The sequence below is a fragment of the Neisseria sp. P0004.S004 genome (assembly GCF_051963335.1).
GTDB lineage: Bacteria > Pseudomonadota > Gammaproteobacteria > Burkholderiales > Neisseriaceae > Neisseria.
The window spans coordinates 30,614-54,045 of the sequence record NZ_JBQCUK010000002.1 but is presented as its reverse complement, the minus strand read 5'-3'; the positions used below and the strand labels follow the sequence as shown (position 1 = coordinate 54,045).

The window sequence follows — 23,432 nt, the reverse complement described above, 5'->3', positions numbered from 1 at the left end:
GAAAAGCAATGGATTTGCGTAAATTAAAAAAACTGATTGATTTGGTCGAAGAATCAGGCATTGCAGAAATTGAAGTTACCGAAGGCGAAGAAAAAGTCCGCATTACGCGTACCACTGCCGCCGCAGCTCCTGTTTATGCTGCTCCGGCACCTGCCGCAGCTCCGGTTGCCGCACCTGCCGCTGCTCCGGCTGCAGCCGCTCCGGCCGCCGCCCCTGCCGCTCGCGATTTGTCCAACGCGCAAAAATCGCCTATGGTCGGTACGTTCTACCGCGCCCCCGGCCCGAACGCCGCCGCTTTCGTCGAAGTCGGCCAACAAGTCAAAGTCGGCGATACTTTGTGCATCATCGAAGCCATGAAACTGATGAACGAAATCGAAGCCGAGAAATCCGGTGTCGTTAAAGAAATTCTGGTTGAAAACGGTACTCCGGTCGAATACGGCGAGCCGCTCTTCATCATTGAATAATCCGTTTTTTCAGACGGCCTTTATCTTTAAGGCCGTCTGAAATTCCTTTTTCTGTTCATTAAGGACAAACCATGCGTCTGATTTTGGCTATTTTCTTGCCATGGCTGCAGTTTTTCACCATTGGCCGTCCGTTTGCAGGCATCATCTGTCTGATTCTGCAATGTACACTGGTTGGCTGGATACCGGCAGCCATGTGGTCGGTCTACGCCTTGAGCCAATACAAAACCGACCAAAAAATCCGCAACGCATTAGGCGGCCGACAATAGGCCGTCTGAACCATCCGGAAAGATTATCATGCTGAAAAAAGTATTGATCGCCAACCGGGGCGAAATCGCCCTGCGCGTCCTGCGTGCCTGCCGTGAAATGGGCATCGCCACCGTCGCCGTCCATTCCGAAGCCGACAAAGACAGCCTGCACGTCAAACTCGCCGACGAATCCGTGTGCATCGGCCCTGCCGCATCCGCACAAAGCTACCTCAACATCCCGGCCATCATCGCCGCCGCCGAAGTAACCGAAGCCGACGGCATCCACCCGGGCTACGGCTTCCTCGCCGAAAACGCCAATTTTGCCGAACAAGTCGAACAATCCGGCTTTGTCTTCATCGGCCCTAAAGCCGACACCATCCGTCTGATGGGCGACAAAGTATCCGCCAAACACGCCATGATTGAAGCCGGCGTGCCTTGCGTTCCCGGCTCTGACGGTGCATTGCCGGACGACGGCGAAGAAATCCTCAAAATCGCCGATAAAGTCGGTTATCCCGTCATTATCAAAGCCTCTGGCGGCGGCGGCGGTCGCGGTATGCGCGTCGTCGAGAAAAAAGAAGACCTCCTCCAGTCTGTCGAAATGACCAAAGCCGAAGCAGGCGCGGCATTTGGCAACCCGATGGTTTACATGGAACGCTACCTGCAACGTCCGCGCCACGTCGAAATCCAAGTGATTGCCGACGAACACGGCAACGCCATCTACCTCGCCGAGCGCGACTGCTCCATGCAGCGCCGCCACCAAAAAGTCATCGAGGAAGCACCGGCTCCGTTCATCACTGAAGAAGAACGCGCCAAAATCGGCAAAGCCTGTGCCGACGCTTGCAAACGCATCGGTTATCGCGGCGCAGGTACGTTTGAATTCCTGTACGAAGACGGCGAATTCTTCTTTATCGAGATGAACACACGCGTTCAGGTTGAGCATCCGGTTACCGAACTCATCACCGGCGTGGACATCGTCCAAGAGCAATTGCGCATCGCATCCGGCCTGCCTTTGCAATACAAACAGGAAGACATCCACGTTGAAGGCCATGCTTTTGAATGCCGTATCAACGCCGAAGATCCGTACAACTTCATTCCAAGTCCGGGCCTGATTGAAAGCTGCCACCTGCCCGGCGGCTTCGGCGTCCGCGTCGACAGCCATATTTACCAAGGCTATCGCATCCCTCCTTACTACGACAGCCTGATCGGCAAAATCTGCGTCGTCGGTAAAGACCGCGACCAAGCCATGGCAAAAATGCGCGTTGCCCTTGCCGAGCTGGCGATTACCGGCATCAAAACCAATACGCCGCTGCACCGCGACTTGTTCAGCGACCCAGGCTTCCAAAAAGGCGGTGTCAGCATCCACTACTTGGAACATTGGTTGGAAGAACGCAAAGCCAAACTGGATAAATAATCCCTTGTTTTGACTAAAAATAAGGCCGTCTGAAACGCAAAATAAAGTTTCAGACGCCCTTTTTTCACAATTAAATTATTTATTAAAACTAATGATATTTAATAATTGATTTATTATATCTATTCTAAATCGGTTTCATAGTTCCAATAGTTAAAACCTTTCTGTATAGTTGTTTTAATAGTTAACAGCAAAAGGAAATAAAATGTCGATACAAGAAATTTATGAATGCCAAGAAACCGGCTACGAATATGCCTTCCGGCAAATTGTTTTATAAACCACTGACCATTTCACAAAGGAAATCATCATGACTGCCTCTAAATGCCCCGTAATCCACCTGACCATGAACAACGGCGCGCCTGTTGCCGACAATCAAAACAGCCTGACTGCCGGCCCACGCGGCCCGTTGCTGGCGCAAGATTTGTGGTTGAATGAAAAACTCGCCGACTTCGTGCGCGAAGTCATCCCTGAACGCCGTATGCACGCCAAAGGTTCGGGTGCATTCGGTACGTTTACCGTAACGCACGACATCACGAAATACACCCGAGCCAAGATCTTCAGCGAAGTCGGCAAGCAAACCGAGATGTTCGCCCGTTTCACCACCGTGGCAGGCGAGCGCGGCGCAGCCGATGCGGAACGCGACATCCGCGGCTTTGCGTTGAAGTTCTATACCGAAGAAGGCAACTGGGATATGGTCGGCAACAACACGCCCGTATTCTTCCTGCGCGACCCGCGCAAATTCCCCGACCTGAACAAGGCGGTCAAACGCGACCCGCGCACCAATATGCGCTCCGCTACGAACAACTGGGACTTCTGGACGCTGCTGCCCGAAGCCCTGCACCAAGTCACCATCGTCATGAGCGACCGCGGCATCCCAGCCAGCTACCGCCATATGCACGGCTTCGGTTCGCATACTTACAGCTTCTGGAACGAAGTGGGCGAGCGTTTTTGGGTGAAATTCCATTTCCGCAGCCAGCAAGGGATTAAAAACCTGACCAACGAAGAAGCCGCAAAAATCATCGCCGACGACCGCGAAAGTCATCAGCGCGACCTGTACGAAGCCATCGAGCGCGGCGAGTTTCCGAAATGGACGATGTACATCCAAGTCATGCCTGAAGCCGATGCGGAAAAAGTGCCGTACCATCCTTTCGACCTGACCAAAGTTTGGCCGAAAAAAGACTATCCGCTGATTGAAGTGGGCGAATTTGAGTTAAACCGCAATCCCGAAAACTTCTTCGCCGATGTGGAACAATCCGCCTTCGCACCGAGTAACCTGGTTCCCGGTATCGGCGCCAGCCCCGACAAAATGCTGCAAGCCCGTTTGTTCAATTACGCCGATGCGCAACGCTACCGTCTGGGCGTAAACTTCCGCCAAATCCCCGTCAACCGCCCGCGTTGCCCTGTTCACAGCAACCAGCGCGACGGACAAGGCCGCGCCGACGGCAACTACGGCAGCCTGCCGCACTACGAACCCAACAGCTTCGGCCAATGGCAGCAACAGCCCGACTTCGCCGAACCGCCTTTGAAAATCAGCGGCGATGCGGCGCACTGGGACTACCGCCAAGACGATGACGACTATTTCAGCCAACCGCGCGCCTTGTTCAATCTGATGAGCGACGCACAGAAACAGGCTTTGTTCGACAACACCGCCGCAGCCATGGGCAATGCACCAGACTTCATCAAATACCGCCACATCCGCAACTGCTACCGTTGCGATCCGGCATACGGTGAAGGCGTAGCCAAAGCCCTTGGACTGAATGTCGAAGATGCCCAAGCAGCACGAGCCAACGACCCGGCTTTAGGTCAACCTGGTTTACTGTAAGGAGGCATTATGTGGATAGAAATTGAAGAAATCTTGTCTCAAGCTGTCCGATACAGCCGTTCGAGCAAAAAGTAACGGTTTAGATCATTAATCAGGCCGTCTGAAACGCAAAATAAAGTTTCAGACGGCCTTTTTTTGATGATGAAGTTTATTTGATTGCTTCTGATTCAATGGAACTGGCTACCCTTATTGCTCCGTAAATCATGGCATGCCCCTCACTATCTCACGCCTCTACTGGCAAATAAAAAACCGCACGGCTGATTACCGTGCGGTTTTGCTTTTTGTCTGAAGGGTTCAGACGGCCTTACATCATGCCGCCCATACCACCCATGCCACCCATATCAGGCATAGCAGGTTTTTCTTCAGGGATTTCGGCAATCATGCAATCAGTGGTCAGCATCAGGCCGGCGATAGATGCGGCGTGTTGCAGCGCAGAACGGGTTACTTTGGCAGGGTCGAGTACGCCCATTTCAATCATGTCGCCGTATTCACCGGAGCCTGCGTTGTAACCGTAGTTACCTTTACCTTCCAACACTTTGTTCACGACCACGCTAGGTTCGTTGCCTGCGTTGGTAACGATTTGACGCAGCGGAGACTCAACGGCGCGCAATACGATTTGTACGCCTGCGTCTTGGTCGGCATTGCCGGTGTGCAGATTTTCCAGAGCGGCACGGGCGCGCAACAGGGCTACGCCGCCGCCTGCAACCACGCCTTCTTCAACGGCTGCGCGGGTAGCGTGCAGCGCGTCTTCCACGCGGTCTTTTTTCTCTTTCATTTCGACTTCGGTAGCGGCACCGACTTTGATCACTGCCACACCGCCGGCCAATTTAGCAACGCGCTCTTGCAGTTTTTCTTTGTCGTATTCGCTGGTTGCGGTTTCGATTTGTTGGCGGATTTCGGCAACACGCGCTTCGATTTGGGCTGCGTCGCCGAAGCCGTCGATGATGGTGGTGTTTTCTTTACCGATTTCGATGCGTTTGGCTTGACCCAAGTCGTCCAAAGTTGCTTTTTCCAGAGACAGGCCGACTTCTTCGGAAATCACCACGCCGCCGGTCAGGATGGCGATGTCTTGCAACATGGCTTTGCGGCGGTCGCCGAAGCCAGGGGCTTTCACGGCAACGGTTTTCAGAATACCGCGGATGTTGTTCACCACCAAAGTCGCCAAGGCTTCGCCTTCTACGTCTTCAGCGATAATCAAGAGCGGACGGCTGGCTTTGGCCACTTGTTCCAAAACAGGCAACAAGTCGCGGATATTGCTGATTTTTTTGTCGAACAACAATACAAACGGATTGTCCAGCGCAGCGATTTGTTTTTCAGCGTCGTTGATGAAGTAAGGAGACAGGTAGCCGCGGTCGAACTGCATACCTTCAACCACGTCCAGCTCGTTTTCCAAAGATTTACCGTCTTCAACGGTAATCACGCCTTCTTTGCCGACTTTTTCCATCGCTTCGGCGATAATCGCGCCGACTTGTTCGTCAGAGTTGGCGGAAATAGAGCCGACTTGGGCGATTTCTTTAGAAGTATCGCAAGGTTTGGCGATGTTTTTCAGCTCGTCAACCAAAGCGGCAACGGCTTTGTCGATACCGCGTTTCAGGTCGGTCGGATTCATGCCGGCGGTAACGTATTTCATGCCTTCGGCAACAATGGATTGCGCCAATACGGTTGCAGTAGTGGTACCGTCGCCGGCTACGTCGTTGGTTTTAGACGCCACTTCTTTCACCATTTGCGCGCCCATGTTTTCGAATTTGTCTTTCAATTCGATTTCTTTTGCTACAGACACACCGTCTTTAGTGATGTGCGGGCCGCCGAAAGCGCGGTCAAGTACCACGTTGCGGCCTTTAGGGCCCAAAGTTACGCGTACGGCGTTTGCCAATACATTGACGCCGTTTACCATTTTTTGGCGAACTTCATTGCCGAATTGTACGTCTTTTGCTGCCATTTAAATTCTCCAAATCAATATTAAAAATCTGTTCGAGGCCGTCTGAAAACTTCGTGTTTGATGCAGACGGCCTTTGGTTCTGAAACTTAATTCAACAATTATTCAACGATACCGAAGATGTCTTCTTCACGCATTACCAACAGCTCTTCGCCGTCGGCTTTTACAGTTTGACCGCTGTATTTGCCGAAGATCACTTTGTCGCCGACTTTGACATCCAGCGGACGGCGCTCGCCGTCTTTACCGATTTTGCCCGCACCCACGGCGATTACTTCGCCCATGTCGGGTTTTTCAGCAGCCGCACCCGGCAAAACGATGCCGGAGGCGGTTTTTTCTTCAGCTTCTAAGCGTTTGACGACTACGCGGTCGTGTAAAGGGCGGATGGTCATGTCTTAATGCTCCGATAAATAAATAGATTGAAAACAATTGTCTGTCGGACATGACAGACACGGTTTACTTGGAAATAGCGGCACGCTTATGGAAAGCCTGCCTTAATGGCGGGTAGATTTGGGTTGTTTGCGACAAATTCAAGGGAAAAAGTAAAAATTTCTATGCAGTCTTTCCAAATATTTTCATACGCAAAAATGCCCGATCATATATTTTTCAGACGACCTGATATACCAACTGCAAAGTTCGTTTAAAAACAAGCCACTTTCTTTACAAATTCAATACAACTCTTTACAACTATTTCTTTTTAACGCACTATTATAAATGATGATTATTCTTAATTGCATATTTTAAAGATAATTTCTCTTTATTTGCTTTTATTTTTTATTACTGTCATTTTATTAAGGACATTTCTCAATGAATACGCCCCTGTTCCGACTGAGCCTGCTGTCACTGACACTGGCAGCCGGTTTTGCACACGCAGAAAATGAAGCCAAAGACAATGTTGTACTTGATACCGTTACCGTCAAAGGTCAGGCTACAAGCGCCACACACCGTGTAACGACGAAACGTATGGAAGAAACGACTTCCACTGATTTAAAAGACGTATTGTTCAACGAACCCTCTATCAGTTTCGGCGGCGGCAACGGTCAGTCGCAGTGGGTAACCATCCGCGGCATGGGTCAAGACCAAATAGATTATAAAGTTGACGATACCTACACCGACAGCCAGATTTTCCACCACAACGGCCGCTTTATGCTTGACCCCGCATTGGTAAAAGTCGTTGCCGTACAAAAAGGTACGGGTTCGGCCTCCGCAGGCATCGGTGCAACCAGCGGTGCGATTGTTGCCGAAACGGTTGAAGCCAAAGATTTGCTGAGAGAAGGTCAAAACGTCGGTTTCAAAGTCAATGTCGGTATCAGCAGCAATAAAGGCTATTCACGCGGCGCAAGCGTTTATGGTCAGGCAGGCGGTTTTGACGCTTTGGTTTCAGGCAATTTCGTACGCGACAAAGAATACACGGCAGGCAAAGGCTACCGTAATTTGCTCGGAAGCGATAAGGTTTTAAACAGTGGATTGGGTTCACGCGGCTTGTTGGGCAAAATCGGCTATCGTTTCAACGAAGACAACCGTATTGAATTAAGCCACCGCCAAGAGAAACAATATGGGGAACGCGCCCTGCGCGAAGAGTTCGATTTCTCGCAAGTCTTCCAAACTGACCGCCGTACGGGTCAATACGTTTTGGATGCCAACGGCAACCGTATTCCGAACGTCGCCACCAACTCGCCGCGCTACCGCACGCTGACCCAAGACACCACCAACTTGGAATTCAAAGGCGGAAACTTGGGCTTTATCGACAAAATCAAAGCCAATGTTTACCGTTTGAACACCAAACGTGATGAAGTCCCCAATCCAAATTATGAATTGGACGGCGAAGTACGGACATACGGAGCCAATCTGAATCTCGACAGCCGTCTATTTGACCGCCATACCCTGAAATACGGAGTAAACTGGCGCACTCAAAAAAGCAGCTCAAACGGAGAAAACAGCGAGAAGAAAAGCGATGCCGGCGTATATGTAGAAGGCATTTGGGATTTCTCTCCGGTTACGCTGACCACAGGTTTGCGCTATGACCGTTGGAAAATGAAAACCAGCAGTAATACAGAAAATTCAGACGGCAACCTCAATCCAAGCATCGGGTTGGTTTATGACATTACCCCTGATTTTTCCATCAACACCAGCCTGAACTATGCAACCCGCAGCCCCCGCCTGTACGAAGCAGCTTTAATGAGCAGCAGATCGATTAAAGCATCGCCTGACTTGAAAGCGGAACGCTCTCGAAATGCAGAAATCGGCTTCAACTACCACTGGAATTCTGCCCTTACATTGTCCGGCAGCTATTTCCATCAACAAATCAAAGATGTACAAGCCATCCGCCAAGAGGGTCAATACTATGTTTGGTATAACGGCGGCAAGCTGAAAAACACAGGTTACGAACTGAACGCAGCCTACCGCTGGAAAGGTCTGACCGCACGTGCAGGCGTAGCCTACAGCAAACCGAAGCTGAACGGCGATACCGCCGACAAAGTAACGACCGCTATCCCGATGGGACGCACATGGACAACAGGTCTGTCGTACCAATTTGACAATCCGAATCTGGAAATCGGCTGGCGCGGACGTTATGTCCAAAATGCAGGCTACGCCCCGACCTCGCGTGGCTCTGATGTAGCTCTGAATGTCGTCCGCGCAGGCTACGGCGTCAACGATATCTTCGCCAACTGGAAGCCGACAGGCAAAGACGACTTGAACGTCAACTTCTCAGTCAACAATGTCTTTGATAAAAACTACAAGCCGCACAGCCAACGCGCAGGTGCTAACTCCCTGTCTGAACCTGGCCGCGATGTCCGCTTGGGTGTGAACTACCGCTTCTAAGCAATCAGCTTGAAAAGGCCGTCTGAAAACAAAAGTTTTCAGACGGCGTCTAGCTTTATAATCCGATACAAGTTATCATTTCTATTTGCTTTATTTCCGACCACGGAGAACCTCTATGTTACGTTTGACCGCTTTAGCCGTATGCTGCACCCTCGCTTTGGGTGCGTGTTCGCCGAAAGATTCTGCTTCCAATCAGGCACAAACTGCTTCCGCTTCTGCCGCCCAAACCGAAGGCGCAAGCCTGACGGTGAAAACCACGCGCGGCGACGCGAAAGTGCCGCAAAATCCGGAGCGTATCGCCGTTTACGATTTGGGCATGCTCGACACTTTAAACAAATTGGGCGTGAAAACCGGTTTGTCCGTCGATAAAAACCGGCTGCCTTATTTGGACGAATATTTCAAAACCACGAAACCTGCCGGTACGCTGTTTGAGCCTGACTACGAAGCGCTTAACGCCTACAAACCGCAGCTCATCATCATCGGCAGCCGCGCAGCCAAAGCGTTTGACAAGTTGAACGCCATTGCGCCGACCATCGAGATGACCGCCGAAACCGCCAATCTGAAAGAAAGCTCAAAAGAGCGCATCGACGCGCTGGGGCAAATCTTCGGCAAACAGGCGGAAGCCGACAAGCTGAAAGCGGAAATCGATGCTTCGTTTGAAGCGGCGAAAACCGCTGCTCAAGGCAAAGGCAAGGGTTTGGTGATTTTGGTCAACGGCGGCAAGATGTCGGCTTTCGGCCCTTCTTCCCGTTTGGGCGGTTGGCTGCACAAAGACATCGGCGTTCCCGCTGTCGATGAATCGATTAAAGAAGGCAGCCACGGCCAGCCTATCAGCTTTGAATACCTGAAAGAGAAAAACCCTGATTGGCTGTTTGTTTTGGACCGCGGTGCGGCCATCGGTGAAGAAGGTCAGGCTGCGAAAGATGTGTTGGACAATCCTTTGGTTGCCGAAACAACTGCATGGAAAAAAGGCCAAGTCGTGTACCTCGTGCCGGAAACCTATCTGGCAGCCGGCGGCGCACAAGAATTGCTGAATGCTTCCAAACAGGTAAGCGATGCGTTTAATGCGGCCAAGTAATTCGGCGTGGGTATAGCCGCCCGCTTCTTTCAGACGGCCCGAAGGGTTTGATGATTCACAGAGTCAAGCTGCTTGACCTGAAGTCATTGGATTTAGGCCGTCTGAAAATACATGGTGCAAATGGACAATTTTTGCTTGCTTGCATCTGTTTTTTATGATGGGCGAACCTGCTTTTTTCCCAAATACCTTAACCCTTCTTTCAGACGGCCTTATTTTTTCCGAACCATTTTATGTTTCACAAACCTTCATTTTTAAATGCGGTCAACGGTGTGGCGCTGCTGATATTGTTTGCCGTCAGCCTGTCGGTCGGCGTGGCCGAATTCAAATGGTCCGCCCTGTTTTCGCTATCCGACAGCCAGCAGGTTATGTTCATCAGCCGCCTGCCGCGCACGTTTGCGATTGTGCTGACGGGTGCGTCGATGGCGGTAGCCGGCATGATTATGCAGATTTTGATGCGCAACCGTTTTGTCGAACCGTCGATGGTGGGCGCAAGCCAAAGCGCGGCTTTGGGTTTGCTGTTGATGACCCTGCTGCTTCCGGCTGCGCCACTGCTGGCAAAAATGTCGGTTGCCGCCGTTGCTGCGCTGATCGGGATGTTGGTCTTTATGCTGCTGATCCGCCGCCTGCCGCCGACCGCGCAACTGATGGTGCCTTTGGTCGGGATTATTTTCGGCGGTGTGATTGAGGCGGTGGCCACCTTTATCGCGTATGAAAACGAAATGCTGCAAATGCTCGGCGTGTGGCAACAGGGCGATTTTTCCGGCGTGTTGCTCGGGCGGTATGAATTGTTGTGGGCAACGGGGATTTTGGCTTTGTTTGCCTATTTGATTGCCGACCAGCTAACGATTTTGGGTTTGGGCGAAACGGTGAGCGTGAACTTGGGACTGAACCGGACGGCGATTCTGTGGTCGGGGCTGATTATTGTGGCGCTGATTACGTCTTTGGTGGTCGTGACGGTCGGCAATATTCCGTTTATCGGCCTAGTCGTGCCGAACATCATCAGCCGCCTGATGGGCGACAAACTGCGCCAAAGCCTGCCTGCGGTAGCCTTGCTGGGCGCGTCTTTGGTGTTGCTGTGCGATATTGTCGGACGCGTGATTGTGTTTCCGTTTGAAATTCCGGTCTCTACGGTTTTTGGCGTAATGGGGACGGCTTTGTTTTTGTGGCTTTTATTAAGGAAACCTGCTCATGCCGTCTGAAAAAAATATCGGTTTTATGGCAGGAAGCAGCCGTCCGTTGTGGGTCGCCTTTGCGCTGTTGCTGGTTTCCTGCGTTCTGTTTATGACGCTCAACGTCAAAGGCGATTGGGACTTTGTCTTGCATCTGCGCCTGACCAAGCTTGCCGCACTGCTGATGGTTGCCTATGCAGTCGGCGTGTCCACTCAACTCTTCCAAACGCTGACCAACAATCCGATTCTGACCCCTTCGATTTTGGGTTTCGATTCGCTGTATGTGTTTTTGCAGACCTTGCTGGTATTTACGCTCGGCGGCGTGGGCTATGCTTCCCTGCCGTTGACGGGCAAATTCGGCTTTGAACTGGTCGTCATGATGGGCGGCTCGCTGCTGCTGTTCTACATACTCATCAAACAGGGCGGACGCGATTTGTCGCGCATGATTTTAATCGGCGTGATTTTCGGGATTTTGTTCCGCAGCCTGTCATCGCTGCTTTCGCGCATGATTGACCCCGAAGAATTTACCGCCGCGCAGGCGAATATGTTTGCCACCTTCAATACCGTCCACTCGGAATTGTTGGGTATCGGCGCAATCGTGTTGCTCATCAGCGCCGCCGTAATCTGGCGCGAACGCCACCGCCTCGATGTTTACCTGCTCGGCCGCAATCAGGCCATTAATTTGGGCATCAACTACACGCGCAATACCTTATGGCTGCTGTTGTGGATCGCCGCACTGGTTGCAACTGCGACCGCCGTTGTCGGCCCGGTAAGCTTTTTCGGCCTGCTGGTTGCCGCGCTGGCCAACCATTTTTCTCCGTCGGTGAAACATTCCGTCCGCCTACCCATGACTTTTTGTGTCGGCGGCATCCTGTTGGTCGGCGGGCAAACTATCTTCGAGCACTTCCTCGGTATGCAGGCCGTATTGAGCGTGGTCGTCGAATTTGCAGGCGGATTGGTATTTTTATATTTGGTGTTGAAAAAGAAATAAATTAAACGAGCCCAAACGCTCGCAAAAATAAACTCAGGCCGTCTGAAATCCATGTTTAAAAAATATTTAGTACTTGAAATGAAACTAAATTTCTGACATGTACTCATAGTAAACATTACTGGATTTACTAAAATTACAAAAAATGAGCACGACATTAAAATACCGTCCCGACTTGGACGGCATCCGGGCGTTGGCAGTCTTGGCTGTCATTATTTTCCACATTGATGCCGCTTGGCTGCCCGGCGGTTTTCTTGGTGTAGATATGTTTTTCGTTTTGTCCGGCTACCTGATCACCACCATCATCAGCCGCGAAATGCAAAACGGCAGTTTTTCGTTTTTAGAGTTTTACAAACGCCGCGCGAAACGCATTTTGCCCGTTTTTTCCTGTGTATTGCTGTGTACGAGCTTGGCCGCCGCAATCTTTTTCTTGTCGTTTGACCTGCGCCAATACGTCAAATCGGCAGTGTTTGCGTTGCTGTTTTCGGCCAACCTGTTTTTTGCACGGCGCGGTGGCTATTTTGATGCCGATGCGGCGGAAAAACCTTTGCAACACATTTGGTCTTTATCTCTGGAAGAGCAGTTTTACTTTGTTTTTCCAGTTTTGCTGACTGCTTTTTTCCGATTCAGCAAAGGGCGCAACATACGCCAATTCATCCTTTTGCTGATTGTATTGAGCCTGTTGTCCGTCTTTTTGCCCACCTTCGGTATGGATCCTTATTTCCTGCCTTATGTGCGCGCATACGAGCTGCTGATCGGCGCACTTTTTGCCTTTATTCCGCCCTCCCAAACCAACGACCGTTTCAGCACACCTGTGGTCGGCTGGGCGATGATGGCGGTGATTGCCGCCATGTTGCTGCTTCCTTACGGCGTATTGCCCGGCGAAGGCAATATCGAACGGCTGCTGTGCTGTACGGCGGTTGGCGGCTTGATTTACTCGGGCAAAACCCTGCAAACGCAAAACGGCTTCAATACCGCCAAACTGTTGAGCCTCAAGCCTGTTGTGTTTATCGGTTTGATTTCCTATTCGCTGTATCTGTGGCATTGGGTGGTCTTAGCCGTCATGCGCTATGTTTACATGGACAACGCTTTGCCAATGTCCGCGATTGTATTGGCAGTGGTGCTGATGTCCGGCTTGTCTGTTTTGTCCTATTACTTTGTCGAAACACCGGCGCGACGGATAAAGAATTTCACCACCCAAAAATTCATCGGAGTAATCGCTGCCTATTTCGCCCTGCTGATTCCTGCCGTCGGCTACCTGCTGACTGCCAAACCGGCCGCATACGAGGCAAACCTATATACGGTTGACGAAAGTAAAATCTGCGCGGATACCTTGACCAAAACCGACTGCGCCGTCGGTGCGGAAAACCAAAGCAGCAAAGTCCTGCTGATGGGTGACTCCCACGCCGCCCACCTGACGCCCTTTATCGATATGGTGGGCAAACAGGAAGGCTTTGCCGCCGACATTATCTCGTCCAACAGTTGCGGCGTTGCCTTCGGCTTCCTCCTGCCGCAAAGCGACCGCCGTGCCAACCGTTGCAACCCTTACAACCGCTTTATCGCACAAAAAGTCGAAAACTATCCGGTGGTCTTTATCTCGCAACGTTGGTTCCTGCATACCGACAAGCCCGGTTTTACGGAGCATTTCGGCAAAATGCTCGACACCCTGATTCAACAGGGTAAACAGGTTTACGTCTTTGCCGACACGCCGATGAGCGCGCAACTGCCCCTGCGCCATCACTACCTGAAACAGCGTCTCGGCATCGACATGCAATACGTTTCCGAGCATAAAAAAGCGGAAATTGCCCGCTCCACCGAAGCTGACAAAACCATAGAAAGCATCGTCAAACAGCGGCCTGCCGTGCATTGGGTCAACATCATGGGTCCGATTCCGGCAGACAAAACCATAGACGGCCTGCCGATATATTTTGACACCAACCACCTCAATACCCACGGTGCGACAAAACTGGCGGAAAAATTTATACAGGACAAACAAATACTCCTAAAATAACACCGCAGTTTCAGTCCGAAACCTTTGCCGCAATACTGAATGCAAATGCCGCTCAAAGCGCAGCAAACAGTATGCCGCAAAGGTTTCAGGTCGTCTGAAACCTTCAGACGGCCTTAGCAAACCCATAAAGGACAACCCTCATGACACAAGAACGCCTCCCTTCATTCTTCGATAATGCCCCGACCATTACCGTCCAAGACGCATTGGCCGACTTCCTCGGCGCGGCCGAAAACGGCATCCTCACTTACCACTACGCCGATGCCGTGCGCCTGTGCGGCCACTCCTGCCCGACCGTCGCCGGTGCCTACCTGATGGTGGTCAAAGGCCTGAAAACCCTTTACGGTGCAGAGCTGCCGCAACGCGGCGACATCGAAGCCTTTATGCAGGGCGAGCGTGACGAAGGCACAACCGGTGTTACTGCTTCCGTCGTCCAACTCCTTACCGGCGCAGCACCCGAAACCGGCTTTGGCGGCGTAGGCCCAGCCGGACGCTTTGCCCGCCGCCACCTCTTGTCCTTTGGTGCAGGCGAAATCAACGGCACACTCGCACTCCGCCGCCGCGATACCGGCAAAACCGTTGCCGTCAGCCTCAATGCCGCGCTCCAACCCTTTGCGCCGCAAATGCGCGACATCATGCCCAAAGCCGTCAGCGGTAGCGCAAGTGCCGACGAACTCAAACAATTCGGCGAGCTTTGGCAAGAACGCGTCCGCGCCTTCCTGATCGATCAAGCCGACAATCCCGAATTTGTGACTGTCAGCGAAATCTAAACCACACCATACAGAAATAAAATTCAGACGGCCTCACGCTAAAAGGCCGTCTGAAACCCCAAGTTTTCCATACTCGAATCCGCCTATGATTACCATCCGCAACGTCAGCCACACCATCGGCAGCAACCCCATCCTCAACGACGTCAGCCTCGACATCCCCGAAGGCGGCATTACCGCGCTGATCGGCCCGAACGGCGCAGGCAAGTCCACCCTCCTCTCCTTTATGGCGCGCCTACAGCCCTTGGTACACGGCGACATCAGCTACGCAGGCAAAGACATCAAAACCACGCCCACCGCCGAACTTGCCCGCACGCTCTCCATTCTCACCCAAGAAAACAGCATCATGAGCCGCATTACCGTGCGCGACCTGCTCATGTTCGGCCGCTATCCCTACCACCAAGGCAGGCCGTCTGAAACGGATAAAACCATCGTCGAAGAAGCACTCGCCGAGTTCCACCTGCAAGGCTTTGCCGACCGCTACCTGACCGAGCTTTCCGGCGGCCAACGCCAACGCGCCATGATTGCCATGGTGTTCTGCCAGCGCACCGACTACGTTTTATTGGACGAGCCGCTGAACAACCTCGACATGTATCATGCCCGCTCCCTCATGCAAATCCTGCGCCGGCTGACCGACGAGTACAAACGCACCACCGTCGTTGTCCTGCACGACATCAACCAGGCCGCCGCCTACGCCGACCACGTTGTCGCCATGAAAAACGGCCAAGTCGCCATGCAGGGCGCACCCAACGACATTTTCACCGCCGAAAACATCAAAACCCTATTCGATATGGACGTCAACGTCCTCGATTACGAAGGTAAAAAACTGGTTATCCACCACGTTTGAATCCAATAAAAAAGGCCGTCTGAAACCTGATTACTCAGGTTTCAGACGGCCTTTGCCTATTCAAAAAATTTATTTTTTTTCGTACAAACCGCGCACCACGCGACCAATCGCAGCAATGCCTTTTTCCAGCGTTTCCGCATCCTGCGCAATGCTCATGCGAATGCACTCGCTCGCGTGCGGATAATCTTGCGTATCGATGCCGACAAAGAAATGCTCGCCCGGAATAATCAGCGTGCCTTCAGCCTTGAGCATTTCGTACAAGGTTTGCGACGAAACCGGCAGGTTTTCAAACCAAAGCCACAAGAAAATTGCACCTTCAGGCTTGTGGATTTTCAACGGATACGCACCCAATTCGCGTTTGAGCAGGGAAACCGCCGTTTGCGCCTGCTGACGGTAAAACGGCTGAATCACTTCGTCGGCTAGCTGTTTCAGACGGCCGTCGTTCAACAGCGGAGCCGCAATCGCCGCGCCGAAACGCGTAGGCGACAGGTTCACAATCGCATTCAAACTGCTGACGGCTTTAACCACTTCCGGCGCAGCGACAATAATGCCGGTACGCACGCCGGGCAGGCCGATTTTAGAAAGGCTGAAGCAGAGGATGATGTTTTCGTGCCAGTTGAGCGTCACATCGCTGTAAATAATATTCGGGAACGGCATTCCATAAGCGTTGTCGATAATCAGCGGAATCCCGTGTTCCTGCGCCAAAGCATCCAAACGCGCCATCTCGCCGTCGGTCAACACATTGCCGGTCGGGTTGGTCGGGCGCGAACAGCAAATCGCACCGATTTTGCCCTCTTTCAATTCAGGCAGGCCCTCCAGCGCGTCAAAGTCAACGCGGTATTTAAAAAAGCCCGCTTCACCTTCGTGTTCGACATTTTCGATTCTCGGTTTTACCGAAATAAAATGCTGCCCTTCAACATGCACGTCGGCATAACCGATATATTCAGGCGCAAGCGGCAACAAAATGGCTTTTTCAGCCGTTTGGCCGTCTGAAAGATTGAATTTGCCGCCAAACAGGTTGAACAAATAGAAAAACGCGTTTTGCGAACCATTGGTCAGCGCAATATTGTCCGCCGTCAGATTCCAGCCGTATTCGCGGTTAAGAAACTCAGTCAAAGCCGCAATCAGCGCCGCATCGCCCTGCGGATTGGAATAATTGCCGATATTCTCAACAGCGTGTTCCGCCGCCAGTTTAGAAAACACATCGGCAAACACCGCATTGACTTCAGCAATCTTCGCCGGATTGCCTCCGCCAAGCATATTGACGGGCTTGTCGCTTTTGAGCGCGTCGCCCAAATCGTCCATCAACTGCAAAATACCGCTGTGTTGTGTGAATTTTTCGCCGAATGCTGAAAACTGCATGAAAACTCCGTTGCTGAGTGTGTAAAAAAATAAACCGCTATTATAAGAACAAAGGCCGTCTGAAAACCAGTTATCCTGATTTTTCAGACGGCCTTTAGTTCCTCAGCTATCTATGCTGAATAACCCGATAGCCATTTTCTACGCTTTTACCTGTCTTGGCACAAAGTTCATCGCCGCATCGCACGATATTGGCTCTATTGATGCGACCAACCATATCTGCATCCTGTCGTTTTTGGTCAATCAACATTGTATAAAAGAAAGATAATGCCAATCCACCAATAACCAATGTTGCCATTGCAAGCGAAATAACCCATACCAAACGTGAAGAAATCTTCTGATTTTCTTCATTTACCTTATTCAAATATACATTGAATTCACGTACTTGATCAGCCATTTGGTTGCGTGCCTTTTCCATGTCACGCACATAACCAGCCACAGAACTTGACATTTCTTTCGTCACTTCCGCGCGTACCATCTCTGTAATCATCTTTCGTTGATCATAAAGTGATTTATCCAATTTATCCTCAAGATTTTGGACAATCTGATGAGCGCTTTGCCTAAATTGTACCATTACCTCGGCGGTTTCAAGCAAAAGATTATGTGCCTGTTCAAGTTCGTTATTATTCATACTTAACTATTTATTGAAAGAATAAGGAAAAAACGTGCTACCAGCATTTTTCAAATTTGGGAAAGATTTAACCAAACGAACGACCGCCATAGCTGCGCTCTTCTTGAACTTGAGGAGTATTTTGAGCAACTTCTTGAGCCTGATTTTGTTTTAAGGTTTCTCGCAACTCATCTCTAAAATTTGCCACCACATCGGCATTGTCAGCCAATGCTTTGGCTGTGAACGTACCATCTTTGTCGTTTTTAAAGCCTTGAATTAGAGCTTGGAGTTTATCAGTTGGACTTAAATCTAATTCTGCAAGATTTGTATCAGATTTTTCCATGCTATGTTTTTCAGAGCGCTGTTTAATCAACTCCAAATATTGCAATTCAGATTTTTCACGGCCTGAAAAATTAGAATTTGCCCCTATAGCTTGTTTCATTCTTGAATGCAAAGTAGACTCTGAAATTTCACCTTTCCAATAATCGCCAATAGCATCAGCTACTTTTTTAGCTTTTTCTATCCGACCATGGTAAGTCATAGAATATAGAGCCGCACGTTGTTCTTCTGATAAAGCTTCTTTAGGGCAATTTACTTTTTTTAAAACTGCATTATCCAATCTTCTTTCATACTCAGGAGCAATTTGAGCATACATTTCCATCGACTGCTGACGAGTTAAACTAATTTTTATTGTACTTTCTGATTGAGTATAAACATCATAAGTATAAGCACCATTATGCTTTGTTAACTTTATTGTTCCAAATATTTGCTCAGCCTCTTTTCCAAGCTCTGATGATAACAGAGACTTAAAGTTAGAATATTCAGTTGGTTTCGGTTGGTATTTATTTAAAAGGCTTTCTTGTTTATTTAATGAGGTATTCAAAATTTTATTTTCTTCTTTAGTTAAATTTAACATGCTAGACAATTTTGCAACTCTATCGGCATTTACATGCCAACGCTTATCTTCACCGCGTTCAATTAATGCAACACCAGCAGAAATTGTTGGAACTGCCCTAGTATCTAAATAGATATTATCGACAACGTTCTCATTGTTTTCTATCATCTTATTACGCAATTTCATATAGCGATCTTGATCGAATTTATTATTCATAATATTTTACCTATTTTTAATAAAATGCCATTTACCATTACGCCAGCAATAATGATCCTGGGAGTATTCCATTGAATTTTTCCGATAATCAACGTAAATACAGTTTTTTTCGCTAGCATGAATTTCGCCAAGCTGGGTAATATCTTTAGTTTCCTCAAATTGTTTAGTTTCAGGATTGAACATATAAAGTTCATTACCATTAATTGCTGACGCTGCAACAGGAAAACCCTTTAAAATAATATCAGGGTACCCATCATTATTTAAGTCTTGTATTTGAACCAAATGATCTGCAGTCAGAGGGGGATGTGACATACTTTCAATAATTTGTATTTTTTTAGTTTTTTTATTTGTAATGACAGCCCGATAATCCATATCAGAAAGTGGTTTTATCTTAATTTCAAAAGGAAAATTTGCTACTGGTGGATAAACACTTTCTTTTCCAACTACGTTTCCACTTTGCACAGCGCACGCAGTAGAAAATAAAGAAAGTGCAATGAAAGGAATTGTGAATAGTTTTTTATATTGCATTATCTCTCCTAAAAAATGTGAATTTTTTCAAATTACATTTTAACCTTAAATTAAGATATAAATCAAATATTTTTATCAAAATTTTCTAATACTTTCATATGAAATAATTTCTGCTCCACATTACAAACAAGCTCTTTTGCATCATAAGAATTTTTCAACCCACCCGTAATATCATTTAATGGATTAAAACAAGCTTCATCCTCATAAGCAGAGTACGTTTTTCTTAACTTAGAAAAATAACTTGAAGGAAATTTTTCAACTAACTTATTTTTTTTATTTTTAATTTGCAATTCTTTATATCTTTTATCTATCGCACTATCTAAACTAAGAGATAAACTATATAAACATTCATTTCCAATTTTATGTATCTGATCATATTTTTCCACATTACATAGAGTATACGTTTTCTCATCGATTGAATTTTTAATAGTATCTCTAAAAGCAGAAAGTATTGAAAAATCTTGAGCAAAACAAGAACCAGATCCTAACAGGCAAATAGAAAGAAAGAATGCTTTTTTCATTTCAAACTCCTTAAATTTGTAATGTCTTATCCCATGTATAGCAATAACCATTTTTAAAACTTATAAAATTACATTTTATTGCTCACAAGATTCTAGCACCATTTTGAAGACTTAGTCCTAATAAATAACTATCAATTATATTTCAAAGATAAAACAGTAAGTTAAAAATACACTATACAATTATCCTCAAAATAAACAAAGGCCGTCTGAAAACCAGTTATCCTGATTATTCAGACGGCCTTTAGTATTCAATCTTTCATTCAACGGCCAAAATGCTCACGGCGTTCGCGCCAGTCTTGGCGGATGGAGCCGCTTTTGCCGACCGGCGTGTCTTGTTCGACTTCCCAAATAAAATTCGTTCCGCCGCCTATCGGATGCGAGCCGCGCAGGCCGATGTGGCTGCCTTGGTCGGCAACGGCGGTGCTGCTGCGTGTTTGGCCCCCGAAACGGGTTTGCGAGGTTTCGATGCCGCTTTTGATGCTGCCGTAAAGCTGTACGTCGGCATGTGCGGCGAGTGCGGCGGTGGAAAGTGCGGCCGTGAGGAGAAGTTTCAAGTTCATGGTTTATCCTTTTTTTGGAGAGGAATTGTGAGGCGATTGTATCGGCCTTGTGCGTAAACAAGTTACAATTCTTGCAAAATCTGACAGGAGTTTTGATGATGCGCTCTTTACGCGCCGCCGCTGTGCAAATGGTGTCGTCCACCGCCCCCGAAACCAATATTGCCACGATGAAACGCCTTGTCCGCGAGGCGGCCGAACAAGGGGCGGATTGGGTGTTGCTACCCGAATATTGGCCGCTGATGGGCAAAAACGATACGGACAAGCTGGCATTTGCCGAGCCTTTGGACGATGGAGGCGTCGGCGAAACCTGCGACACCCGTTTTCAGACGGCCTTAAGCGAAACGGCAAGGGAATGCGACGTGGTGTTGTTTGGCGGTACTGTTCCACTGCAAAGCCCAGACGCGGGCAAAGTGATGAACACGATGCTGGTGTATGACCGCAACGGCAACCGAATCGGGCTTTACCACAAAATGCACCTTTTCGGCTTTTCCGGTTTGGGCGAACGCTACGCCGAAGCCGATACGATACTGGCGGGCAGCGATGTGCCGAAGCTGAGCGTGGACGATGTTCCGCTGGCGGCCGGGGTCTGCTACGATTTGCGCTTTCCTGAGTTTTTCCGCGCCCAGCAGCCGTTTGATGTTTTGCTGTTGCCGGCCGCGTTTACCCACACGACCGGCAAGGCGCATTGGGAATTACTGCTGCGCGCCCGTGCAGTGGAAAACCAATGCTACGTCATCGCGTCGGCACAGGGCGGACTGCATGAAAGCGGCCGCCGCACATTCGGCCACAGTATGATTATCGACCCTTGGGGCGATGTGTTGGCGACGTTGCCCGAAGGCGAAGGCGTAATTTGTGCCGATTTGGATACCGCGCGACTGCAAAGCGTGCGCACGCGCCTGCCTGCCCTGAAACACCGATTACTTTAAACACGCACTATGTCCCAGTTCCAACCTACACGCATTCTCGGCATCGACCCCGGCAGTCGCGTAACCGGCTTCGGCGTTATTGATGTCCACGGCCGCGAACATCATTATGTTGCTTCCGGCTGTATCAAAACGCCGACCGGCGCGTCGCTTTCCGAACGCATCGCCGTGATTGTCCGCCATATCGATGAAATCATCCGCCACTATCAGCCGCATCAGGCAGCCATCGAACAAGTGTTCGTCAACGTCAACCCAGCCGCGACGTTAATGCTCGGTCAGGCGCGCGGTGCCGCGATTGCCGCTTTGGTCATGCACGATTTGCCCGTGTTTGAATACACCGCGCTTCAGGTCAAGCAGGCGGTGGTTGGCAAGGGTAAGGCCGCCAAAGAGCAGGTGCAGCATATGGTGGTCCAAATGCTTGCACTTTCAGGTACACCGCAAGCCGATGCCGCCGACGGACTCGCCGTCGCCCTCACCCACGCCCTGCGCAATCACGGATTGGCTTCGCAACTCAACCCCGACGGCTTGCAGGTCAAGCGCGGCCGTTTTCAATGGTAGGCCGACATTCAGGCCGTCTGAAATATGTTCCAGCCCGTTTTCAGACGGCCTTTCGGTTATAATAGCCCTTTGCCCACATACAGCGAGCCTTCATGAAAGCCGCCTTCCTTTTTCTCTATCTCATCCGCCTGCTGCCTTTTTGCGTGTTGCACAAGATTGCCGACGCGATCGGTATTCTCGCCTATTACGCAGTCAAACCACGCCGCAAAGTCGGCGAGGTAAACCTCAAAAAATGCTTTCCCGAGCTAAACGACAGCCAGCGCACTGCCCTGCTCAAACGCCATTTCCAACACATGGCGAAGCTGATGCTCGAATACGGCCTCTACTGGTACGCGCCTGCGGATAAGCTGCGCTCGTTGGTACGCTATCAAGACAAACACCATCTTGACGAAGCCCTCGCCGCCGGCGAAAAAGTCATCATCCTCTATCCGCACTTTACCGCATTTGAAATGGCGGTTTACACGCTCAATCAGGATGTGCCGCTGACCAGCATGTATTCGCACCAAAAAAACAAAGCCCTGGACGAGCAAATCCTGAAAGGCCGCCACCGCTACAACAATGTTTTCCTGATCGGCCGCACAGAAGGCCTGCGCGCCATCATCAAACACCTGCGCAAAAGCGATGCGCCCTTTCTTTATCTGCCCGACCAAGACTTCGGCCGCAACGATTCCATTTTCGTCAATTTCTTCGGCATTCAGACGGCCACGATTACCGGCCTCAGCCGCATCGCCGGTATGACCAAAGCCAAAATCATTCCCGCCATTCCCACACGCGAAGCTGACAATACCGTAACCCTGCGCTTCTATCCGGCTTGGGACAATTTCCCGACCGAAAATGTCGAAGCCGATACCCAGCGCATGAACGACTTCATCGAAGAGCGGGTACGCGAGCATCCCGAACAATATTTCTGGCTGCACAAACGCTTCAAAACCCGTCCCGAAGGCGAAAGCAGCTTTTATTGACTACATTGAATTACAATTTGAATATGCAAAAAGCGGCAAAATCCTTCTTTCGCCGCTTTTTCATTTTAATTGAATCAAACCGAAACTTATGTTTGATTTTAAACAATCAAATAATATTCCGCTTTAAATGCTTTAAAAACAACTTTTTTCATCGTGATTGAAACTTTCAAACAACCCTATATTTTTTCTCAAATGAAAAACATCAGTCCCAATACACTTTTTTCATTTACATATTAAATTTAATTTCTTTTAAAAACAATATATTAAAAAACAGTCCATCTAAAAAAATACATTTTAATCATTCAAAATATGCAATAAAATTAAATTAAAATTTAAAAAAACAAAATAAATATCTAAATTTAAAACAATTATGAAATATAATTGCAAAAATATGACAATAACTGAAATTTATACTAAAACAAGCCTTCAGAAAAAAATACTTGGCAAACTGTAAAAATTCGCGTAAATTTCACTACATCAAATTACAAAACGTTCAGACGGCCTCGCTGGTTTTAGATACTTTTGTAAGCAGTTTTCTGATATTGCAAGAAATTGCGGTATTTTAGAGGATTTCGGTGCAATGCCCGAAATGAAAGTTTACCGATGCAGAGTTGAGCTGCATCTGTAAAGCCGCAGGTGAAAGCCTGTATTGTTTGTGAAGCGTAAATCTCTGATTTGAGGTATTGGGGCAATCCTGTGGGGGATTGCCTCTTTTTTTATCTGCGCCGTCATGCCACAATGACATCAT

Annotated in this window: 22 protein-coding genes; 14 read left to right on the top strand and 8 right to left on the bottom strand. The window is 49.2% G+C overall.

Annotated features, from left to right (window positions below; translation table 11 throughout):
• Positions 1–8 precede the first annotated feature (8 nt).
• The 4 genes from accB (at position 9) to katA (ending at position 3,939) form a co-directional block, all read left to right on the top strand.
• Complete coding sequence (gene accB / locus ACTHRY_RS01680; RefSeq protein WP_049322646.1) at positions 9–464, top strand: acetyl-CoA carboxylase biotin carboxyl carrier protein; 456 nt, start codon at positions 9–11, stop codon at positions 462–464.
• A gap of 71 nt (positions 465–535) precedes the next feature.
• On the top strand, positions 536–730 hold the full coding sequence (locus ACTHRY_RS01675; RefSeq protein WP_039862547.1) for a YqaE/Pmp3 family membrane protein: 195 nt from the start codon (positions 536–538) through the stop codon (positions 728–730).
• A 28-nt stretch (positions 731–758) separates the two neighbouring features.
• Positions 759–2,120, top strand: a complete 1,362-nt coding sequence (gene accC / locus ACTHRY_RS01670) for an acetyl-CoA carboxylase biotin carboxylase subunit (RefSeq protein WP_440373986.1) — start codon at positions 759–761, stop codon at positions 2,118–2,120.
• A 304-nt stretch (positions 2,121–2,424) separates the two neighbouring features.
• Positions 2,425–3,939, top strand: coding sequence for a catalase KatA (katA, locus tag ACTHRY_RS01665; protein ID WP_049344324.1), 1,515 nt, complete (start codon positions 2,425–2,427; stop codon positions 3,937–3,939).
• Between the two features lie 304 nt (positions 3,940–4,243).
• Here katA and groL read toward each other — a convergent pair whose 3' ends face one another.
• Together groL and groES are read right to left on the bottom strand one after the other, a co-directional pair.
• Positions 4,244–5,878, bottom strand: a complete 1,635-nt coding sequence (gene groL / locus ACTHRY_RS01660) for a chaperonin GroEL (RefSeq protein WP_440373985.1) — start codon at positions 5,876–5,878, stop codon at positions 4,244–4,246.
• 98 nt (positions 5,879–5,976) lie between these two features.
• On the bottom strand, positions 5,977–6,264 hold the full coding sequence (gene groES, locus ACTHRY_RS01655) for a co-chaperone GroES (protein WP_003684150.1): 288 nt from the start codon (positions 6,262–6,264) through the stop codon (positions 5,977–5,979).
• A gap of 415 nt (positions 6,265–6,679) precedes the next feature.
• Between groES and ACTHRY_RS01650 the strand changes: the two genes are divergently transcribed.
• The 7 genes from ACTHRY_RS01650 (at position 6,680) to ACTHRY_RS01620 (ending at position 15,552) form a co-directional block, all read left to right on the top strand.
• The gene (locus ACTHRY_RS01650) at positions 6,680–8,695 is read left to right on the top strand and encodes a TonB-dependent receptor domain-containing protein (RefSeq protein ID WP_049322650.1); all 2,016 of its coding nucleotides are present in this window, start codon (positions 6,680–6,682) and stop codon (positions 8,693–8,695) included.
• Positions 8,696–8,810: 115 nt separating this feature from the next.
• Positions 8,811–9,773, top strand: a complete 963-nt coding sequence (locus tag ACTHRY_RS01645) for a siderophore ABC transporter substrate-binding protein (RefSeq protein WP_049322651.1) — start codon at positions 8,811–8,813, stop codon at positions 9,771–9,773.
• Between the two features lie 230 nt (positions 9,774–10,003).
• On the top strand, positions 10,004–10,972 hold the full coding sequence (locus tag ACTHRY_RS01640) for an ABC transporter permease (protein ID WP_036472618.1): 969 nt from the start codon (positions 10,004–10,006) through the stop codon (positions 10,970–10,972).
• Complete coding sequence (locus ACTHRY_RS01635; protein WP_049322652.1) at positions 10,962–11,933, top strand: iron chelate uptake ABC transporter family permease subunit; 972 nt, start codon at positions 10,962–10,964, stop codon at positions 11,931–11,933. The genes ACTHRY_RS01640 and ACTHRY_RS01635 overlap by 11 nt, the downstream gene beginning before the upstream one ends.
• Positions 11,934–12,075: 142 nt before the next feature.
• Entirely contained in the window at positions 12,076–13,941 is a 1,866-nt protein-coding gene (locus tag ACTHRY_RS01630; protein ID WP_049322653.1) for an acyltransferase family protein, read from the top strand.
• 140 nt (positions 13,942–14,081) lie between these two features.
• A complete protein-coding gene (locus tag ACTHRY_RS01625; RefSeq protein WP_049322654.1) occupies positions 14,082–14,708 on the top strand; it encodes an FmdE family protein in 627 nt (208 codons plus the stop codon).
• 85 nt (positions 14,709–14,793) lie between these two features.
• The gene (locus ACTHRY_RS01620) at positions 14,794–15,552 is read left to right on the top strand and encodes an iron ABC transporter ATP-binding protein (protein ID WP_036492647.1); all 759 of its coding nucleotides are present in this window, start codon (positions 14,794–14,796) and stop codon (positions 15,550–15,552) included.
• A gap of 69 nt (positions 15,553–15,621) precedes the next feature.
• On the opposite strand, the gene ACTHRY_RS01615 is transcribed toward ACTHRY_RS01620, so the two are convergent.
• The 6 genes from ACTHRY_RS01615 to ACTHRY_RS01590 all read right to left on the bottom strand — a co-directional run bounded on the left by ACTHRY_RS01615 (position 15,622) and on the right by ACTHRY_RS01590 (position 20,241).
• Positions 15,622–16,914 (bottom strand): valine--pyruvate transaminase, encoded by a 1,293-nt coding sequence (locus ACTHRY_RS01615; RefSeq protein ID WP_049322655.1) that lies wholly within the window; start codon positions 16,912–16,914, stop codon positions 15,622–15,624.
• A 106-nt stretch (positions 16,915–17,020) separates the two neighbouring features.
• Positions 17,021–17,542: a lytic enzyme gene (locus tag ACTHRY_RS01610; protein WP_308881628.1), complete on the bottom strand. Its 522-nt coding sequence runs from the start codon at positions 17,540–17,542 to the stop codon at positions 17,021–17,023.
• Positions 17,543–17,609: 67 nt separating this feature from the next.
• The gene (locus ACTHRY_RS01605; RefSeq protein WP_440373984.1) at positions 17,610–18,632 is read right to left on the bottom strand and encodes a hypothetical protein; all 1,023 of its coding nucleotides are present in this window, start codon (positions 18,630–18,632) and stop codon (positions 17,610–17,612) included.
• A 6-nt stretch (positions 18,633–18,638) separates the two neighbouring features.
• Positions 18,639–19,160, bottom strand: a complete 522-nt coding sequence (locus tag ACTHRY_RS01600) for an XAC2610-related protein (protein ID WP_049359190.1) — start codon at positions 19,158–19,160, stop codon at positions 18,639–18,641.
• 62 nt (positions 19,161–19,222) lie between these two features.
• Entirely contained in the window at positions 19,223–19,681 is a 459-nt protein-coding gene (locus tag ACTHRY_RS01595) for a hypothetical protein (RefSeq protein ID WP_049359182.1), read from the bottom strand.
• Between the two features lie 260 nt (positions 19,682–19,941).
• On the bottom strand, positions 19,942–20,241 hold the full coding sequence (locus ACTHRY_RS01590) for a porin (RefSeq protein ID WP_049359180.1): 300 nt from the start codon (positions 20,239–20,241) through the stop codon (positions 19,942–19,944).
• Between the two features lie 95 nt (positions 20,242–20,336).
• Here ACTHRY_RS01590 and ACTHRY_RS01585 point away from each other — a divergent pair, with 95 nt between their 5' ends.
• The 3 genes from ACTHRY_RS01585 to ACTHRY_RS01575 all read left to right on the top strand — a co-directional run bounded on the left by ACTHRY_RS01585 (position 20,337) and on the right by ACTHRY_RS01575 (position 22,684).
• On the top strand, positions 20,337–21,167 hold the full coding sequence (locus ACTHRY_RS01585; RefSeq protein ID WP_440373983.1) for a carbon-nitrogen hydrolase family protein: 831 nt from the start codon (positions 20,337–20,339) through the stop codon (positions 21,165–21,167).
• A gap of 9 nt (positions 21,168–21,176) precedes the next feature.
• Complete coding sequence (gene ruvC / locus ACTHRY_RS01580) at positions 21,177–21,722, top strand: crossover junction endodeoxyribonuclease RuvC (protein ID WP_003684216.1); 546 nt, start codon at positions 21,177–21,179, stop codon at positions 21,720–21,722.
• Positions 21,723–21,799: 77 nt separating this feature from the next.
• A complete protein-coding gene (locus ACTHRY_RS01575; RefSeq protein WP_283122203.1) occupies positions 21,800–22,684 on the top strand; it encodes a lipid A biosynthesis lauroyl acyltransferase in 885 nt (294 codons plus the stop codon).
• Positions 22,685–23,432 lie beyond the last annotated feature (748 nt).

Bases quoted from the DNA above. Each gene is read 5' to 3' on its own strand.
- ACTHRY_RS01610 (WP_308881628.1), bottom strand. From the start codon at position 17,542: ATGAATAATAACGAACTTGAACAGGCACATAATCTTTTGCTTGAAACC.
- ACTHRY_RS01585 (WP_440373983.1), top strand. From the start codon at position 20,337: ATGATGCGCTCTTTACGCGCCGCCGCTGTGCAAATGGTGTCGTCCACC.
- ACTHRY_RS01620 (WP_036492647.1), top strand. From the start codon at position 14,794: ATGATTACCATCCGCAACGTCAGCCACACCATCGGCAGCAACCCCATC.
- ACTHRY_RS01590 (WP_049359180.1), bottom strand. From the start codon at position 20,241: ATGAACTTGAAACTTCTCCTCACGGCCGCACTTTCCACCGCCGCACTC.
- ACTHRY_RS01615 (WP_049322655.1), bottom strand. From the start codon at position 16,914: ATGCAGTTTTCAGCATTCGGCGAAAAATTCACACAACACAGCGGTATT.
- ACTHRY_RS01600 (WP_049359190.1), bottom strand. From the start codon at position 19,160: ATGCAATATAAAAAACTATTCACAATTCCTTTCATTGCACTTTCTTTA.
- ACTHRY_RS01605 (WP_440373984.1), bottom strand. From the start codon at position 18,632: ATGAATAATAAATTCGATCAAGATCGCTATATGAAATTGCGTAATAAG.
- katA (WP_049344324.1), top strand. From the start codon at position 2,425: ATGACTGCCTCTAAATGCCCCGTAATCCACCTGACCATGAACAACGGC.
- accB (WP_049322646.1), top strand. From the start codon at position 9: ATGGATTTGCGTAAATTAAAAAAACTGATTGATTTGGTCGAAGAATCA.
- groL (WP_440373985.1), bottom strand. From the start codon at position 5,878: ATGGCAGCAAAAGACGTACAATTCGGCAATGAAGTTCGCCAAAAAATG.
- ACTHRY_RS01625 (WP_049322654.1), top strand. From the start codon at position 14,082: ATGACACAAGAACGCCTCCCTTCATTCTTCGATAATGCCCCGACCATT.
- ACTHRY_RS01650 (WP_049322650.1), top strand. From the start codon at position 6,680: ATGAATACGCCCCTGTTCCGACTGAGCCTGCTGTCACTGACACTGGCA.
- ACTHRY_RS01675 (WP_039862547.1), top strand. From the start codon at position 536: ATGCGTCTGATTTTGGCTATTTTCTTGCCATGGCTGCAGTTTTTCACC.
- ACTHRY_RS01635 (WP_049322652.1), top strand. From the start codon at position 10,962: ATGCCGTCTGAAAAAAATATCGGTTTTATGGCAGGAAGCAGCCGTCCG.
- ACTHRY_RS01630 (WP_049322653.1), top strand. From the start codon at position 12,076: ATGAGCACGACATTAAAATACCGTCCCGACTTGGACGGCATCCGGGCG.
- ruvC (WP_003684216.1), top strand. From the start codon at position 21,177: ATGTCCCAGTTCCAACCTACACGCATTCTCGGCATCGACCCCGGCAGT.
- groES (WP_003684150.1), bottom strand. From the start codon at position 6,264: ATGACCATCCGCCCTTTACACGACCGCGTAGTCGTCAAACGCTTAGAA.
- ACTHRY_RS01640 (WP_036472618.1), top strand. From the start codon at position 10,004: ATGTTTCACAAACCTTCATTTTTAAATGCGGTCAACGGTGTGGCGCTG.
- accC (WP_440373986.1), top strand. From the start codon at position 759: ATGCTGAAAAAAGTATTGATCGCCAACCGGGGCGAAATCGCCCTGCGC.
- ACTHRY_RS01645 (WP_049322651.1), top strand. From the start codon at position 8,811: ATGTTACGTTTGACCGCTTTAGCCGTATGCTGCACCCTCGCTTTGGGT.
- ACTHRY_RS01595 (WP_049359182.1), bottom strand. From the start codon at position 19,681: ATGAAAAAAGCATTCTTTCTTTCTATTTGCCTGTTAGGATCTGGTTCT.